The organism is Amycolatopsis azurea DSM 43854, assembly GCF_001995215.1.
Taxonomy (GTDB): Bacteria; Actinomycetota; Actinomycetes; order Mycobacteriales; family Pseudonocardiaceae; genus Amycolatopsis; species Amycolatopsis azurea.
Genome location: NZ_MUXN01000038.1, coordinates 66,197 through 81,681 on the forward strand (window position 1 = coordinate 66,197; position 15,485 = coordinate 81,681).

Sequence of the window (15,485 nt, forward strand, 5' to 3'; positions counted from 1 at the left end):
CGGTCACTCCACCCCCATCAGCAGCACGGCGTCGGACTGGCCGCCGGCGTAACTCGTCACTTCGACCTCAGGATGTTCCACGCGGAGCTGGTCCGCCAGCTCGCCGGGAAGCCGGACCGGGACGTCGGCACCGGTCAGCACGGTGACCAGTTCGCCGCCGAGGGCCAGCATCCGGTTCAGCACGCCGACCGCCGCCGCGACCAGGCTCGTCTCCGAGGCGGGCGCGGGCTCGATCAGCACGACCTCGCCGTCGACCAGGCCGACGACATCACCGGCCTGCGCCCGGCCCACCCAGGTTAGCGACTCCTCCTGCGCGATCCGCAGTTCGCCACGCCTGGTGGCGGCGGCCGCTTCGGCCATCGCGACCACGTCGTCGTTGGTGCGGCGGTCCTTGTCGTGGACGGCCAGCGCGGCGAGCACCTGGACGGGTGACACGCACGGGATGACGACGACGTCGTGGTCCGCGGCCATCGCGTGCCCGGCCGCCGCGTCGGCCGCCGCGGTCAGCCGATGACCGCCGGGAAGGACGGTGACGTGATGCCCGGCGGCCTCGTTGATCAGGCCGAGCATCTCCTCGACCGTCGGCTCGCTCCCGTACGGGACCGAAAGCACCGCGACCCCCTCCGCACGGAGGAGTTCGGCCAGCGGCCCGCCGTGGACCACCGCGACCACCGAGCGGTCGATCCCGCCGCCGACCTCGACCGGTGTCGGCGTGATCAGCGGCTCGACCCGGACCTTGCGGGGACGGCCGAGCTCGAGCCCGGCCTCCAGCGCCGCGCCGATGTCCGCGCAGTGCACATGGACGGCGTACGCGCCGGCGCCGTCCCCGGCCACCGTGACACTGTCACCGAGGCCGCTGAGGGTCTTGCGCAACGCGGACAGGCCGCCTTCGTCGACGCCGTCGAGCAGGTACATGACCTCCCACGCCGTCGGCGCGTCGATCGTGTGGTGGTGATGCGCTTCGAGCGGATGCTCCGGTTCGGTGACGCCGCCGGAGATCACGCCGGACAGCGCGTCGAGGACCGCGACCAGGCCGCGGGCGCCCGCGTCGACCACTCCGGCCACGGCCAGGACGGGCAGCTGCTTAGGGGTCTCTTCGAGCGCTTCGGCGGCGACGCTCGCGGCCGTGGCGGCCACCTCTTCGAGCGACCCCGTCGCGTCGCGGACGGCCGCGGCGACGGTGTGGAGCACGGTCAGGATGGTCCCGGCGACCGGACGGCTCACCGCGCCCGTGGCCGCTCTGTCCGCGCAGCCGAGCGCCTCCGCGAGACCGGGCCCGTCGAGGTCCCTGGCGGCCGCCGATTCGGCGATCCCGCGCACGACCTGCGACATGATCACGCCCGAGTTGCCCTTGGCCGCCGCGACCGCGCCCTTGGCGAACACCGCCAGCGCGTCGGCGGTCGTGGCGGGCTCGGCCTCCGCCAGCGCGTCGCGGGCCGCGGTCATGGTGAACAGCAGGTTGGAGCCGGTGTCGGAATCGGCGACCGGGTAGACGTTGATGCCGTCGATCGCCGGCCGCAGCACCGCCAGGCTGTGCACACAGGCCGCCGACCAAGCCGACACCGCCGCCACGTCGAGCACCCGCACCCCGTAACCTCCTACCTGTTCCAGCGAGGGTATCGACCCGGTGCCGGAGGGCTCAGAGCCACTGGTTACTATGGTCGAGTTGCCCAGCATGCTGGGCGCATCATTCTTTGTCCCAGATCCAGAGGAGTTCGACGTGGCTGCCGTGTGCGACGTCTGTGGCAAGGGACCGGGCTTTGGCAAGTCGGTCTCGCACTCCCACCGGCGTACCAACCGCCGGTGGAACCCGAACATCCAGACCGTTCACGCCAAGATCGGTCTGTCCCAGCGCAAGCGCCTGAACGCCTGCACCTCGTGCATCAAGGCGGGCAAGGTCGTTCGCGGCTGAGCCGGGTTTTTGGGGAATGGCGGGTGCTCTCCGGAGCACCCGCCATTTTTTATGGGCACGTGCCGCGTGGAGGTGGCGTGGGTCGGGGGTCGGGTGCCGAGCCGGGGCTTTCGTGTGACTGAGCGGACGGCACGTGTGATCAGATGGACGACACGCGTGACTGGCTGGACGACACTCTCGCCGCCGGGGTCTCACCCCGTGTCGTCCGCCCCGTCACACATGTCGTCCGTCTGATCACACGTGTCGTCCATCTGATCACGCGAGACCGCGCGACCACCTGGACCGAAGCCTCAGCCGCACTGTCCGTGAAGGCCTCCTTCCCTACTCTCAAGGTAGGGAAGGAGGCCTTCACGGACTTTCGCCTCGCCCCAGGAGTCACACCGGTCACTGCTGTCACACAAGCTCCTCCACCAAGTACATGAAGGCCCCCTTCCTTGCGCCTGGCGCAAGGAAGGGGGCCTTCATGTACTCGAAGCGAGGGTCAGGGGAGCTGCCAGTCCACGGGGCCGGCGCCCTGGTCGGCGAGCAACTGGTTCGCCCGGCTGAAGGGCCGCGAGCCGAAGAAGCCGGAATGCGCCGAAAGCGGGCTCGGGTGCGCCGACTCGATGCACGGCACCTTCCCCAGCATCGGCTTCAGGTTCCGTGCGTTGCGGCCCCACAGGATCGCCACCATCGGCTCGTCCCGCGCGGCGAGGGCCTTGATGGCCTGCTCGGTGACGTCTTCCCAGCCCTTGCCCTGATGCGAGTTCGACTTGCCCGGCTGCACCGTCAGCGCCCTGTTGAGCAGCAGCACCCCCTGGTCGGCCCACGGCGTCAGGTCGCCGTTCGACGGCAACGGGTGCCCGAGGTCCTCGCAGTACTCCTTGTAGATGTTGATCAGGCTCTTCGGGATCGGCCGGACGTCAGGCGCCACCGAGAAACTCAGCCCGACCGCGTGGCCGGGCGTCGGATACGGATCCTGGCCGACGATCAGCACCCGCACGTCGTGGAACGGTTGCTGGAAGGCCCGCAGCACGTGCTCCCCGGCCGGGAGATAGGTCCGGCCCGCGGCGATCTCCGCGCGGAGGAATTCCCCCATCGCGGCGACCTGCGGCGCCACCGGTTCGAGGGCTTGCGCCCAGCCTTCTTCGACGATGTCCTGCAGCGGTCGTGCGGTCACGGCGAGCGAGCTTACTCAGGCCGGTCGAAGGTCGTTTTTCCGGTGGGTTGAGACGGCGGTCACAAGGGCGGGCGACTTGCCGTATCCTGACTTCAGCGGAGAACGACGTCGCACGGGAAAGAGGGCCCGGGGCGTCGCGGTACTCCCGCCGGCCGCCTGCCCGGTCTAGCAGGTCTATGAGATTGAGTCTTCCCGCCGGGCGCGCGAGAGACTCACAGGCGTTCCGCCTGATCCGTTCTTGAGGAGTGGGCGGGTCACCCGGGGACGGAACGTCCAGGCAGCACCCGTCGGCCACGGTCGGCACGCACCACACGCACACCAACCCTGACCGGCTGGTGGGGACGCCCTGGGACTCGTCGGCAGGTGAGGGCTGGGCTGTGCCTATCGAGAGCTTTTTCGTCCGTCTGCTCGGGATGTCCGTTCCCGCGCTGCTGGCGACGGGCGGCATCCTCCTGCTGATCTTCCTCGCGGGCTGGCTGACCCAGCGTCAGCAGTTGCACAACGGCAAAGGCGCGCCGTTCAAGATCAGGCTGCCCTTCTACCACGTCGAATCGGGACAGCCCGAGGACGCGGAACCGCCGGACGAGCAGAAGAAGACCTAGTCCAGGCGCCGGAGTTCGACCCGGAACCGCGCGGCACGCTCGACATAACCATCGACGACGCGCTTGATCATATCGGGCCCGAAAGAGGTATTGGGCCGCGTCTTCGCCGGGACGCCGAGCGCGATGTGCCCACTGTCCACATGGGACCCATAGGAGAGAACAGCGCCCGCGCCGACCATCCCGCCGTCCTCGACGACGGTTCCGTTCAGCACCACCGATCCCGACGCGATCAGGCAGCCCTCGCCGATCCGCGCGCCCTCGATGTGCACGGAATGCCCGACGGCGGAGGAGTTCCCGAGCACCGTCGGCTCCTTGCGGGTGCAGTGCAGCACGCAGCCGTCCTGGACGTTGGACCGCTCGCCGATCTCGATGTACCCGTGGTCGCCGCGCAGTACCGTCTGCGGCCACACCGAAGCGAACGCCGCGATGCGGACGTCGCCGATCACCGTCGCGTCGGGGTGGACGTAGGCGTCGGGGTGGATCGACGGTTCGAGGTCGCCCAGGGCATAGATCGGCATGCGTTCTCCTAAACCAGCGGCTTGCCGTAGCAGACGCTTTCCGGTTCGTCCTTGTAGTACCCGAATCCCGGCATCTCCCGGTATCCGGCCGACTCGTACAGCGCGATGGCCTCCGGCTGCTTGTCGCCGGTCTCCAGCACCATACGCAGCCGTCCGGCCTCGGCGGCCGTCCGTTCCAGGTCGGCGAGGATCGCCCGCGCGACACCTCGTCCGCGCGCCGAAGCCATCACGAACATGCGCTTGATCTCGGCGTCGCCGGGCAGCAGCGGGTCGGGCCCGTCGTGCGCCCGCCACGCGCCGCACGCGACCGGGACGTCGTCGAGATAGGCGGCCAGGAACAGTCCCCTCGGCGAGGCGAACTGCGCCCCGTCCATCGGCGTCTCGTCTTCACTGCCGTACCGGGCGGCCAGTTCGAGCTGGGCTTCGGCCAGGAGCTTCACCGCGTCGGGGTGGTCGTAGGGCAGCACACGAAGGTCCATGAGCGCGAGATTAGCGAGCGGCCGTGTCGCGGGGAAAGCAGAATTGGCCCAAGCGGATGTGACGTGATCGGCACTGTCTCCGGGGCTTCCCGCACCTTAGGTTTCCGATCATGTCGATCGAAGCCGGGGCGCCCCTGCGCCAGGCCCGCAACTCCGCCGCGTTCTGGGCCGCGACCGGCCGGTCCCGCGGCCACGAGGTCATCCGCCGCCGCGGCTTTCTCGCCGTCGCCGGTGACGAGCGCGCGGGACTGCGCGTCCTGATCCAGGAACCCGATCTCACCGACGGCGAACTGGCCGAGATCACCGAGCTGGCCGCGCGGGCGAAGGGGCCGGTGGACGCCGAGGATCCCTTCAGTGTCACCGATCTGAACCATCTCGGGGACATGCGCAGCTGGCGGATGCCGGTCATGCTGCGCCCGCCCTCCCCCGTCGCCGAGCCCGCGATGGAGGTGGCCAGGGTGCACGCGGAAACGGACCTGCGGGCGGCCGAACGCGCGGTGATCGCGGGCTTCGAACTCACCCGGTTCGAGCCCTACCGCGCGGGCGAACTGTTCCCCATGGCCCTGCTCGGACAGCCGGGCGTCGACGTGTTCGTCGCGCGGCTGGACGGCGAGGTCGCCGGGGCGTGCGTGACGGCCGTGGAGGACGGCATCGGCAGCCACTACTGGGTCGGCACGCCGCCGGCTTTCCGCTCCCGCGGTGTGGGCCGGGCCGTGATGCTCGGCTCCCTCGCCCCCTTGGCCGGGTTGCCGGTCACCCTCACCGCCTCCAAGGCGGGCAGGCCGCTCTACGAATCCCTCGGTTTCGAAGCCGCCGCCGAGTCGACCTGGTGGGCCTCACGCTGACGGCTAGCGCCAGTGCTGCCAGCCGCTGTCGTGTCCGTACTTCTTCCCGTCCACCGTCACCCCCGAATCCGGCATGGTGACGACGCCGATCTCGGTCCAGCCCTCCGGCAGGTCGGCGAACGCGGGGAAGGTGGCCGCGAAAGCGTGGTCCTCGCCGCCGGTGAGCACCCATTTCAGCGGGTCGGCGCCGAGTGCGGTGCCGACTTCGGTCAGCCTGCTCGACACGTCGAGATCCGCCGTCCGGATGTCGATGCCGACGTCGGAAGCCGTGGCGATGTGGCCGAGGTCGGACAGGAGCCCGTCGGACACGTCGATCATCGACGTCGCGCCGCCGTCGGCCGCGCGGATACCCGCCTCGTAGTCCGGTTCGGGGCAGCGCTGCGCGTTGACGACGCTGACCGGTGAGCGGAAACCCCGGCCGAGCACGGCGAGCCCGGCGGCCGCCCAGCCGAGCCGCCCGCAGACCGCGACGACGTCGCCGGGGCGGGCGCCGGACCGCGTCACCGGCTCCCGGCCGCCGAGGTCGCCCAGCGCGGTGACACTGATCACGATCTGGTCGGCGCGGACCATGTCGCCGCCGACGATCCCGATCCCCGCGCGTTCGGCTTCGATCCACATGCCCTGGGTGAGTTCGGTGACGACCGACGTCTCGGTGTCCGACGGGCACGCGAATCCCACGAGGACGGACGTCGGGCGGGCGCCCATGGCGGCGATGTCGGTGAGGTTCACCGCGACCGCCTTGCGCCCCACCTGCTCGGCGCTGGACCAGTCGAGCCGGAAATGGACGCCCTGCACGAGGACGTCGGTGGTGGCCACCGTCCGGCCGTCCGGGGTGGCCACGACGGCCGCGTCGTCCCCCGGTCCGAGCAGTGTCGTCTCCGGCTGTTTCCGGCCGGCCGTCACCGCTTCGATCAACCGGAATTCACCGGTCCCGGCGACCGTGCCGTCGTTCGGTGACACCCGTCACCTCCACTTTCCCTTGTCCGGACAAATGTCGATCACCGATAGTCGGAAGCCCTAGGTTTTTCCCGGGGCTGGCGATACGTTGCTACAACGTTCCTACCTTGAGCCGACTTTTACGAAGGGGCGCGCCGTGGTCCACGCATACATCCTCATCCAGACCGAGGTCGGCAAAGCCGCCGCGGTCGCCGCGGAGATCTCCACCATCTCCGGTGTCACCAGTTCGGAGGATGTCACCGGACCGTACGACGTCATCGTCAAGGCCGCGGCCGACACCGTCGATCAGCTCGGCCAGCTCGTGGTCGCGAAGGTGCAGAACGTGGAGGGCATCACTCGTACGCTGACCTGCCCGGTCGTGCATCTGTAAGAGGTGGTGTAGTGGTCCGGTGGCTGACACGGACACCGGCGCTCCTCCGAAACCCCTGCTGATCGCGGCCGCCTGCCTCGCGGTGCTGCTCGTCGCGGGCGTGGCCGTCTTCGGGCTGACCCGCGGCGCGGAATCCGAGGCACCGGCCGCCGACGGCCCGCTCCCGCTCGTCCCGGTCCCGGCGCCGCAGTCGGGATCACCCGATTGTGCGAAGCTCGTCGGCGCGCTCCCGCACGAGCTCACGTCGTCCGGGAACACGCTGGTCCGGCGGAAGCTGGCCGACCCCGCCCCCGAGGCGACGGTCGGCTGGGGCACCGGCGACCCGGTGGTCCTGCGCTGCGGGCTCGGCAAACCGCCGGAGCTCACCCGGACCTCGCAGCTGCGGACGATCAACAACGTCCAGTGGCTGCAGGTCGAGGGTGAGGGTTCCGCGACGTGGTTCGTGGTGGACCGGCCCGTCTACACGGCACTCACCGTGCCGGACACCGCGGGGACCGGGCCGCTCCAGACCATTTCGGACGTCATCGGCGCGAACCTCCCCGCGGTGCCGCTGCGTTTCTGACCGCCTGCGTTTCTGATTCAGGGCACCAGCAGGGTCTTCCCGGTGTAGCGCCGCGCCTCGATGTCGGCGTGCGCGGTGGCCGCCTCGGACAGGGGATACGTCGCGCCGATGACCGGCGTCAGCGTTCCTTCGGCCGCCTGTCGCAGCACTTCCCGCACCCGGCGGGGATTGTCGGGCCAGAAGCCGACCAGCTGCGCCATGTCCACAACGGACAACCGGGCATGGTCGGCGTCGCCGATCACCGTTTCCGCGCCGCTGGACATGCCGTAGCCCGAGAACCGGCCGCCGTTCTTCAGCAACGCCAGAGAGGCGGCGCCCAGTTCGCCGCCGACGCCGTCGAAGACCACGTCCAGCCGGTGGCCTCCGGTGCGGGCGAGGACCTCGCCGGTCCAGTCCGCGGTGGAGTAATCGACCGGCTCGGCGCCCAGTTTCCTGGCGATCGCGGCCTTTTCGCCGCCGCGGACCGCCGCGATGACGGTCGCGCCCGCCGCGCGGGCGAGCTGCACCAGCAGGCTGCCGAGACCGCCGACGCCCGGCGACACCAGAACCCGCTCCCCGGCCGCGACCGGGGTCTTCTCCAGCAGCGCAAGCGCGGTACTGCCGTCGTTCAGCAGGGCCAAGGCGTGCTGAGGATCGAGGCCGGCCGGAACCGGGAAGGTCTCGTCCGGCAGCGCGATGACCGTGTCCGCGTATCCCCCGCCGTACCCGCCGACCGCGCTGGAGACGACCACCTTGCCCAGCCAGGTCTCGTCGACCCCGGCGCCGACCGCGTCGACGGTGCCCGCCACCGCGCCGCCGGGCACGTACGGCGGCTCGACAGCGAACACTTCGGGACCGTCACCCCGCCGGATGAGGGTGTCCAGCCAGCCGACTCCGGCCGCCGTCACCGCGACGCGGAGTTCACCCTCTCCGGGTTCCGGAGTGGGCAGTTCGACCTGTTCGAGAACACTGGGATCGCCGAATCGGGACACTGTGATCGTTCGCATGATCGCAAGGTAGGACCTCCAGTTCGCTGGAGGTCAAACGAGAACGGGGATCAGCGGCTTGAGCGCGGAGTGCAGCGCTTCCCGCGAACAACCCGCGTAACCGATGAGGTTTCCGAACACCGTCGGCGTCCCGGCGAAGTGCCGGGCCAGCCCGTCGAGCCGGATCCCCGCGCGTTCCGCCGCCGTCATCCGCGCCGCCTCGTCGGCCGCCGATCCACAAGGGACGACCAGATGCGCGCCCGCGTCGTCGCCGAGCACCGGGATCCCGGCCGACGTCAGGGCGGCCGAAACCAGGGACCGGCGCTCCGAAAGTTCCCGCCGGAGCTTCCGCAGGTGCCGCCCGAGATCGCCGTGCCGCGCCAGTTCGGCGAGCACCCGCTGCCCCGCGGGTGACGGGCGCGTCCCGGTCGCCTCGCGGTATTCCAGCACCGCGGCCGCGACCGGTGACGGCGCGACCATCCAGCCCGCGCCCAGCGCCGGGGTGAGGATCTTGCTCGTGGTCCCGAGATGCGCGACGACGTCGGGCGCGAGCGCGGCCAGCAGCGGCAGCGGCGCGACGTCGAACCGCAGCTCGCCGTCGTAGTCGTCCTCGATCACCAGCATGCCTTCGGCGCGGGCGAGTTCGACGAGTTCGACGCGGCGGGACGCGCTCATCCGGCTGCCGAGCGGGTACTGGTGCGCGGGCGAGCAGTACACGGCGCGGACGTCGGCCGGGACGGCGTCCGGGCGCAGGCCCTCTTCGTCGACCGGGACGGGCACGACCTCCATCCCCGCCCGCCGGAACGCCTGCACCGCGCGCTGGTAACCCGGCTCCTCGATCGCGACCCGGTCGCCGCGTGAGAGCAAGGAGCCCGCGAGTTCGATCACCGCCGCCGTCGTCCCGCCGGTGGCCAGCACCGTCCCGGCGGCGAGCCCGCGGTGGCGGAGCAGGTGTTCGGACACCGCGTCCCGGTACGCGGGCAGACCGGCCCTGTCCTCGCGATAGGTCGGGCGCGGGTCGGCGGCGGCCCGCCACGCGCGGCGCCACGCGGCCCTTTCGACGCCGTCGGCCCAGGGGACGCCCGGGGTGAGGTCGACCAGCGTGGGCGGGGTGGTGGGAGTCCCGGGCGCTGGGCCTTTCGACGGCCTGTCCGCGGGCGGGGTCGTGGTGACGTAGGTGCCGGAGCCGTGGCGGCCGGCGATCCAGCCCTCCGCGTGAAGCTGCTCGTACGCCGCCGACGTCACGGTGCGGCTGACGCCGAGCCGGTTCGCGAGCGCCCTGGTCGAGGGCAGCCTGTCGCCGCCGCGCAGATGCCCGTCACCCGCGGCCGCGCGCAACGCGTCGGCCAGCTGGACCGCGAGCGGGACGAGCGAATCGCGGTCGAGACTGACCGGCAGAGCGGTGTCGGACATGCTGTACTCCGCGGTTCCGGGAAGTGGCCTTCTCAAGTATAGGAGAATTGGCCGTTATTACAGGCCACTCGCGTGGGTGAGACTGCTCGCATGCCCACACCGCTGTCTCCCACCGACCGGACCACGCTCAACCGCAAGAAGAACCGCGCGCTCACCGACCGCTCGGCGCTGTACGCGGTTCTCGACGAAGGCCTGATCTGCCATCTCGGCGTCGTGCGCGACGGCGTCCCGCTGGTGATCCCGACCGGGTACGGCCGCGACGGGAACACGCTCTACCTGCACGGATCCACCGGCGCGAGGAGCATGCGCGACTCGGACGGCGTCGAGGTCTGCGTCACGGTGACTCTGCTCGACGGCGTCGTCTACGCGCGTTCGGTCAACAACCACTCGATGAACTACCGCAGCGCGGTGATCCTGGGCAAGGCGGCCGCGGTCACCGATCCCGACCGGAAGATGCACGGCCTGCGGGTGCTGACCGATCACCTCGCGCCCGGCTCGTGGGAGCACGCGCGCGATGTCAACGCGAAGGAATTCGCGTCGGTTTCGGTGCTGGAGCTGGACCTCACCGAAGCTTCGGTGAAGATGCGCGGCGAAGGTCCCGACGATCCCGAGGACGAGGTCGCGGCCGATCTCTCGTGGGCGGGGGTGCTGCCGGTGCGGACGGTGTTCGGGGAGCCGGAGCCGTCGAAGGACCTGGTGCGCGCTTGGGAGGTCCCCGCGCACGTCCGCGACCGGGAGCTGAAGGGGACTTTGCCCGCGTAAGACGCGCTGAAGGACGCTTTCCCTGCATGAGACGCAGGGAAAGCGTCCTTCAGCTCACCGCCGTCGCGGCAGCCGCACGGTGAACGTCGTCGCTCCCGGCACGCTCTCGACCTCGATGGTCCCGCCGTGCGCGGAGACCAGCGAGCGCACCACCGAAAGCCCGAGCCCGGTCCCGCCGTTGCCGCGCGTGCGGGCGGTGTCGACGCGGAAGAACCGGTCGAAGATCCGCTCCCGCGCTTCCGGCGGGATCCCGGGCCCGGCGTCGCTCACCCGCAGGACGACCTCCGGGCCCGAGACCGCGCCCGACAGCGTGACCGGGGTGCCGGGCGGCGTGTGCACCGCGGCGTTGGCGAGCAGATTGTCCAGCACCTGCCGCAGGCGCACCGGATCCGCTTGCAGGACAACGCCTTCCGGGAGCGGGCCGACGGTCAGCGGATGCTCCGGGCGGCCGGCGGCGAACGCCTCCCCCGCGTCGATGAGCAGCTCGGCGAGGTCGACGTCGACCAGTCGCAGCGGCGCCTCGGTTTCCGGCGCGTCGAGACGCGCGAGGAGCAGGAGGTCGTCGACGAGCACGCTCATCCGCTGGGTCTCCTCACGGATTTTCGCGAGGTGCGCCTCGCGTTCCGCGGGTTCGTTCGCCGCGGCGTAGCGGAAAAGCTCGGCGTAGCCCCGGATCGACGTCAGCGGCGTGCGCAGTTCGTGGGAGGCGTCGGCGATGAACCGCCGCAGCCGTTCGTTCGCCTCGCGGCGCGCGACCAGCGAGGAATCGAGGTGCGCCAGCATCAGGTTGAACGCCGTCCGCAGTTCCTCGACCTCGGCGCCGCCGCCGTTCGCCCGCGCGCGCACCGGGAGATCCGCGTTCGTGGTCAGATCGTGCGACGCGATGTCGTGCGCCGTCCCGGCCATGTCGCTCAGCGGCCGCAGCCCGCGCCGCAGCACCAGCCGTCCCGCGATCACCAGTACCGCCAGCGCCAGCAGGAACGCGACGACCTCGACCATGATCAGCTGGCTGACCGTCCGGTCCAGATCCGCCTGCGGCGCGGCGCTGACCAGCACGATGTTCCGGCTCGGCTCGATCGGGCAGGCCCGGACCCGGTAGGTGCCCTTGTCCTCGATGTAGACGGTGCGCAGCACCTCGGTCCGCGTCGCGTCCTCGGCGACCTTTTCGAGCGCTTTCGAGTCCGGTGGCAGGGAACCGCCGTCCTGCGGGAGCGCGTCACCGTCCTGTACCGAGAAAACGGCGGAGAACCAGCCGTAGGACTGCTGCGGTTTCCCGCCGTGCGTCGTGCGCAACGACGGCACCTGGCTAATCTGGGTCTTCGCGAGCTGTTCGTCGAGCCGGTCGTTCAGATAGCCCTTCATGATGCCGACCATCACGGTGCCGACGACGGCGAACACGACCAGCGCCAGCGCGCCGAGCCCGAGCGCGAGCCGGGTCCCGAGCCGTGAGCGGCGCCAGGCGTCGTACCACCGGCGCAGCGTTTTCATCTCGCGGCCTGCCGGACGACGTAGCCCACCCCGCGCACGGTGTGGATCAGCGGTTCGTGGCCCGCGTCGAGTTTGCGCCGCAGGTGCGAGATGACGAGTTCGACCACATTGGACCGGCCGCCGAAATCGTATTCCCAGACGTGGTCGAGGATCTGCGCCTTGGTCATCACCGACGGCGAACGCCGCATGAGATACCGCAGCAGTTCGTACTCGGTCGGCGTCAGTTCGGCGGGTTTGCCGTCACGCGCGACCTCGCGGGTGTCCTCGTTCATGGTCAGATCGCCGACGCGCAGCAGCGCGGCCGCCCTGGCCTGGCTGCTGTGGCTTCGCCGCAGGACCGCGCGCAGCCGCGCCATCAGTTCCTCGACGGAGAACGGCTTGACGAGGTAGTCGTCGCCGCCGCGGGTGAGCCCGGCGACCCGGTCCGCCGTCGCGTCCTTCGCGGTGAGGAAGACGACAGGCACCGCCGTCCCGGACTCGCGGAGCCTGTCCAGCACGGTGAACCCGTCGATCCCGGGCAGCATCAGGTCGAGCACGACGATGTCGGGCACGAATTCGGCCGCCCTGGCGAGCGCGGCCTCACCCGTCCCGGCGGTGACGGCCTGCCAGCCCTCGTAACGGGCGACGGTGGCCACCAGGTCGGCGATATGCGGCTCGTCGTCCACCACCAGCAGGCGCACGGGGTTCTCGGTGTTCACGAAACCCATCCTCCGTTAACGCGCGCGCGAGAGCGAGGCGGGAGCGCAGACGACAGCAAGCCGACAGGTTCCGCCAAGAAAGGTCACAGGTTGACACAGCAGGCTCGGGACCTGAACCGGACCGGAAGGAACCACGTGTGACAACCATGACGCAGACCGCCGCGAGACCGCGCCCGGCGATCCGTCCCAGGATCGCCGCACGCGCCGGGCTCTTCACCTTCATCGGGGCCAACGTGGCCGCCGTGACCGCGCTCTTCTTCGCCGCCGGGCCGTCGGACAACGTCCTCATCAGCGTCGGCAGGCTCGCCGGGCTGTACGGCGCGCTGGCGATGGCGTTCCAGCTGCTGCTGGTCGCCCGGCTGCCGTGGCTCGACCGCCGCCTCGGCATGGACCGGCTCACCGTCTGGCACCGCTGGACCGGATTCAGCCTCCTGTGGACGTTGCTGACCCACTTCGTCTTCATCGTCTTCGGCTACGCGCAGGTCGAGGACAACGGCGTGGTGGACGAGTTCGTCACGATGGTGACCAAGCTCGAGGGGATCCTGCGCGCGGTCGTCGCGCTCGCGCTGATCCTGCTCGTCGGCGGCGTTTCCGCGCGCTTCGCCCGGCGTCGGCTGGCGTACGAGACCTGGCATTTCCTGCACCTCTACACCTACGCGGCGGTCGTGCTGGCGTTCAGTCACCAGATCGCGCTGGGCGGATCGTTCGCGTCGTCGCCGGGGGCTCAGGCCTATTGGTGGGCGGTGTGGGGTGTCGCGCTCGGCTCGGTCTTCGCCGGCCGCGTTGTCCTGCCGCTGGCGCGGAATCTGCGGCACCAGCTGAAGGTCGTCGCCGTGGTGCCCGAATCCGACGACGTCGTCTCGGTGTACATGACCGGGAAGCGCCTCGACCGGATGCCCGCGAGGGCGGGCCAGTTCTTCCTCTGGCGCTTCATGACCCGGGATCGCTGGTGGCAGGCCAATCCGTTCTCGTTGTCGGCCGCGCCGGACGGCCACACCCTGCGGCTGACCGCGAAAGCCGCCGGAGACGGCAGCGCGTCGTTGCGGTCGTTGAAGGTCGGCACACGGGTGTTCGCCGAAGGCCCGTACGGCGCGTTCACCACGATGCACCAACGGAAACCGGACGCGCTGCTGATCGCGGGCGGCGTCGGGATCACGCCGATCCGCGCGCTGCTGGAGGAGATCTCCGGCCATGTCGTGGTGCTCTACCGTGTCCGCACCCAGCTCGACGCCGTCCTCCTGCCGGAGCTCCGGGGACTGGCGCAGGCGCGCGGTGCCGTCGTCCACGTCCTCAGTGGACCGTCCGATCAGGCCGGTCCGGACGGACCGGTGCTCGGCGCGCACAGCCTGCGGCGGATGGTGCCGGACGTCGAGAACCGGGACGTCTTCGTCTGCGGCCCGCCCGGGATGACCTCGGCGACCCTGCGCAGCCTGCGGGAGCTGCGGGTGCCGAACCAGCAGGTCCACGCCGAACGCTTCAGCCTCGCCGCCTGAGTCAGGGAGTCCCGATCATGAAGAAGACCATCGTCGCCGCCACGGTCGCCTTTTCGGCCGCCGGGTTCCTCGGGGTCTGGCTGTACGAACCTTCTCCGCTGGGTTCGGAGACCGTGGCCGTCGCCGCGCCCGCCCCGTCCACCGTGTCCTCTTCGGACGGTGGCGCTTCCGAAGGCGCCGAACGCACCATCGACGGCTCGGTGGAGAGCAACCGCTACGGCACCGTGCAGGTGCGGCTGGTGATTTCGGCCGAGGACAAGATCTCCGAGGTCCGCCTGCTGCAACGGCCGACCAGCGGACGCGGGGTCGACGCGATCCCGATCCTCCAGGAGGAGACGCTGACCGCCCAGAGCGCCGACATCGACACCGTCTCCGGGGCGACGTCGACGAGCGAGTCGTACATCGACTCGTTGCAGGCGGCGCTGGACGCCAGATGAACCGGGTCGAGCAGGTGATGGGGCTGCCGGTCTCGGTCGACGTCCGGGCGGACGGCGAACTCGTCGGCCACGCGATCGACGGCGTCTTCGGCTGGCTGCGCGAGGTCGACGCCCGCTTCAGCCCGTTCAAGGACGGCAGCGAGGTCTGCCGGTACGACCGCGGGGAACTCGCGCCTTCGGAACTGAGCGACGACCTGCTCGAAGTGCTTTCGCTGTGCGATCACTACGAACGGCTGTCCGGCGGCGCGTTCACCGCCCGGCTCCCCGGACGGCGGCTCGACCCGAACGCGGTGGTCAAGGGCTGGGCGGTGCAGCGGGCGGCGTCCCTGCTGCTGGCCGAGGGGCTGGACGTGTTCTGTGTCAACGCCGGTGGCGACGTGGTCACCTCCGGCGAACCGGAACCCGGCAGACCGTGGCGGGTCGGCATCCGGCATCCCGAACGGCCCGGCTCGGTCTGCGCCGTGGTGGAGTCGTCCGGCGGCGCCGTCGCGACCTCGGCGGAATACGAACGCGGCGCGCACATCCTGGACGGGCGGACGGGGCGCCCGCCCGTCGGGCTGCTGAGCGTCACGGTCACCGCCGACGACCTCGTCACGGCGGATTCCCTGGCCACGGCCGCTTTCGCGATGGGGACCGAGGGGATCGCCTGGGTCGCGGCGCAGCCGGGCTGCCAGGTGCTGATCGTCGACGCGAACCGGCAGGTGCACCGGTCGCCGGGGCTGCGGCTGGCCTGAGTCGTGTGTGTGAGTGGCGTTTCGGGTTATTGAGCAGACAGGCAAAGGTGTCCTGTCAGGTGCCACGTCCGGTGGCGATCAGCGTGGTGAA

General features: G+C 70.6%; 18 protein-coding genes. 9 read left to right on the forward strand and 9 right to left on the reverse strand.

Annotated features, from left to right (window positions below; all coding sequences use genetic code 11):
- Nucleotides 1-3: 3 nt before the first annotated feature.
- Entirely contained in the window at nt 4-1,587 is a 1,584-nt protein-coding gene (locus B0293_RS41820; protein WP_005160314.1) for a DAK2 domain-containing protein, read from the reverse strand.
- Nucleotides 1,588-1,720: 133 nt separating this feature from the next.
- On the opposite strand from B0293_RS41820, the gene rpmB reads away from it, so the two are divergent.
- Nucleotides 1,721-1,912, forward strand: a complete 192-nt coding sequence (rpmB, locus tag B0293_RS41825; RefSeq protein ID WP_007031450.1) for a 50S ribosomal protein L28 — start codon at nt 1,721-1,723, stop codon at nt 1,910-1,912.
- A gap of 481 nt (nt 1,913-2,393) precedes the next feature.
- On the opposite strand, the gene B0293_RS41830 is transcribed toward rpmB, so the two are convergent.
- On the reverse strand, nt 2,394-3,071 hold the full coding sequence (locus B0293_RS41830; RefSeq protein WP_005160311.1) for a uracil-DNA glycosylase: 678 nt from the start codon (nt 3,069-3,071) through the stop codon (nt 2,394-2,396).
- A gap of 377 nt (nt 3,072-3,448) precedes the next feature.
- Between B0293_RS41830 and B0293_RS41835 the strand changes: the two genes are divergently transcribed.
- The gene (locus tag B0293_RS41835) at nt 3,449-3,673 is read left to right on the forward strand and encodes a hypothetical protein (RefSeq protein ID WP_005160309.1); all 225 of its coding nucleotides are present in this window, start codon (nt 3,449-3,451) and stop codon (nt 3,671-3,673) included.
- Here B0293_RS41835 and B0293_RS41840 read toward each other — a convergent pair.
- A complete protein-coding gene (locus tag B0293_RS41840) occupies nt 3,670-4,191 on the reverse strand; it encodes a gamma carbonic anhydrase family protein (protein ID WP_005160308.1) in 522 nt (173 codons plus the stop codon). The genes B0293_RS41835 and B0293_RS41840 overlap by 4 nt on opposite strands.
- 8 nt (nt 4,192-4,199) lie before the next feature.
- Entirely contained in the window at nt 4,200-4,670 is a 471-nt protein-coding gene (locus tag B0293_RS41845; RefSeq protein WP_039918861.1) for a GNAT family N-acetyltransferase, read from the reverse strand.
- A 110-nt stretch (nt 4,671-4,780) separates the two neighbouring features.
- Here B0293_RS41845 and B0293_RS41850 point away from each other — a divergent pair, with 110 nt between their 5' ends.
- A complete protein-coding gene (locus B0293_RS41850) occupies nt 4,781-5,515 on the forward strand; it encodes a GNAT family N-acetyltransferase (RefSeq protein WP_005160304.1) in 735 nt (244 codons plus the stop codon).
- A 3-nt stretch (nt 5,516-5,518) separates the two neighbouring features.
- On the opposite strand, the gene B0293_RS41855 is transcribed toward B0293_RS41850, so the two are convergent.
- A complete protein-coding gene (locus tag B0293_RS41855) occupies nt 5,519-6,475 on the reverse strand; it encodes a thiamine-phosphate kinase (protein WP_005160302.1) in 957 nt (318 codons plus the stop codon).
- Nucleotides 6,476-6,608: 133 nt separating this feature from the next.
- On the opposite strand from B0293_RS41855, the gene B0293_RS41860 reads away from it, so the two are divergent.
- Together B0293_RS41860 and B0293_RS41865 are read left to right on the forward strand one after the other, a co-directional pair.
- Nucleotides 6,609-6,842 carry an Lrp/AsnC ligand binding domain-containing protein gene (locus B0293_RS41860; protein WP_005160289.1) on the forward strand — a complete coding sequence of 78 codons (234 nt, stop codon included), beginning with the start codon at nt 6,609-6,611 and terminating at the stop codon, nt 6,840-6,842.
- Between the two features lie 19 nt (nt 6,843-6,861).
- The gene (locus B0293_RS41865; protein WP_005160286.1) at nt 6,862-7,404 is read left to right on the forward strand and encodes a DUF3515 domain-containing protein; all 543 of its coding nucleotides are present in this window, start codon (nt 6,862-6,864) and stop codon (nt 7,402-7,404) included.
- 17 nt (nt 7,405-7,421) lie between these two features.
- Here B0293_RS41865 and B0293_RS41870 read toward each other — a convergent pair whose 3' ends face one another.
- Complete coding sequence (locus B0293_RS41870; RefSeq protein ID WP_039918858.1) at nt 7,422-8,390, reverse strand: zinc-binding dehydrogenase; 969 nt, start codon at nt 8,388-8,390, stop codon at nt 7,422-7,424.
- Between the two features lie 33 nt (nt 8,391-8,423).
- The gene (gene pdxR, locus B0293_RS41875) at nt 8,424-9,782 is read right to left on the reverse strand and encodes a MocR-like pyridoxine biosynthesis transcription factor PdxR (RefSeq protein WP_005160283.1); all 1,359 of its coding nucleotides are present in this window, start codon (nt 9,780-9,782) and stop codon (nt 8,424-8,426) included.
- Between the two features lie 90 nt (nt 9,783-9,872).
- Between pdxR and B0293_RS41880 the strand changes: the two genes are divergently transcribed.
- Nucleotides 9,873-10,544, forward strand: a complete 672-nt coding sequence (locus B0293_RS41880; protein WP_005160282.1) for a pyridoxamine 5'-phosphate oxidase family protein — start codon at nt 9,873-9,875, stop codon at nt 10,542-10,544.
- 54 nt (nt 10,545-10,598) lie between these two features.
- Here the strand turns inward: B0293_RS41880 and B0293_RS41885 are convergent, their stop codons facing one another.
- On the reverse strand, nt 10,599-12,032 hold the full coding sequence (locus tag B0293_RS41885; protein ID WP_005160281.1) for a sensor histidine kinase: 1,434 nt from the start codon (nt 12,030-12,032) through the stop codon (nt 10,599-10,601).
- A complete protein-coding gene (locus tag B0293_RS41890; protein WP_005160280.1) occupies nt 12,029-12,730 on the reverse strand; it encodes a response regulator transcription factor in 702 nt (233 codons plus the stop codon). Before B0293_RS41890 ends, B0293_RS41885 begins: the two co-directional genes overlap by 4 nt.
- Before the next feature lie 137 nt (nt 12,731-12,867).
- Between B0293_RS41890 and B0293_RS41895 the strand changes: the two genes are divergently transcribed.
- Genes B0293_RS41895 through B0293_RS41905 form a run of 3 tightly spaced genes read left to right on the forward strand, consistent with a single transcriptional unit; the run spans nt 12,868 to nt 15,394 of the window.
- Nucleotides 12,868-14,223 (forward strand): ferredoxin reductase family protein, encoded by a 1,356-nt coding sequence (locus B0293_RS41895; RefSeq protein WP_005160279.1) that lies wholly within the window; start codon nt 12,868-12,870, stop codon nt 14,221-14,223.
- A 17-nt stretch (nt 14,224-14,240) separates the two neighbouring features.
- A complete protein-coding gene (locus B0293_RS41900; RefSeq protein ID WP_005160277.1) occupies nt 14,241-14,660 on the forward strand; it encodes an FMN-binding protein in 420 nt (139 codons plus the stop codon).
- Complete coding sequence (locus B0293_RS41905; RefSeq protein WP_005160274.1) at nt 14,657-15,394, forward strand: FAD:protein FMN transferase; 738 nt, start codon at nt 14,657-14,659, stop codon at nt 15,392-15,394. Before B0293_RS41900 ends, B0293_RS41905 begins: the two co-directional genes overlap by 4 nt.
- Nucleotides 15,395-15,485: the final 91 nt, after the last annotated feature.

Coding starts and splice junctions, on each gene's coding strand:
- B0293_RS41840 (WP_005160308.1), bottom strand. CDS start 4,191: ATGCCGATCTATGCCCTGGGCGACCTCGAACCGTCGATCCACCCCGAC.
- B0293_RS41845 (WP_039918861.1), bottom strand. CDS start 4,670: ATGGACCTTCGTGTGCTGCCCTACGACCACCCCGACGCGGTGAAGCTC.
- B0293_RS41850 (WP_005160304.1), top strand. CDS start 4,781: ATGTCGATCGAAGCCGGGGCGCCCCTGCGCCAGGCCCGCAACTCCGCC.
- B0293_RS41870 (WP_039918858.1), bottom strand. CDS start 8,390: ATGCGAACGATCACAGTGTCCCGATTCGGCGATCCCAGTGTTCTCGAA.
- pdxR (WP_005160283.1), bottom strand. CDS start 9,782: ATGTCCGACACCGCTCTGCCGGTCAGTCTCGACCGCGATTCGCTCGTC.
- B0293_RS41880 (WP_005160282.1), top strand. CDS start 9,873: ATGCCCACACCGCTGTCTCCCACCGACCGGACCACGCTCAACCGCAAG.
- B0293_RS41885 (WP_005160281.1), bottom strand. CDS start 12,032: ATGAAAACGCTGCGCCGGTGGTACGACGCCTGGCGCCGCTCACGGCTC.
- B0293_RS41900 (WP_005160277.1), top strand. CDS start 14,241: ATGAAGAAGACCATCGTCGCCGCCACGGTCGCCTTTTCGGCCGCCGGG.
- B0293_RS41905 (WP_005160274.1), top strand. CDS start 14,657: ATGAACCGGGTCGAGCAGGTGATGGGGCTGCCGGTCTCGGTCGACGTC.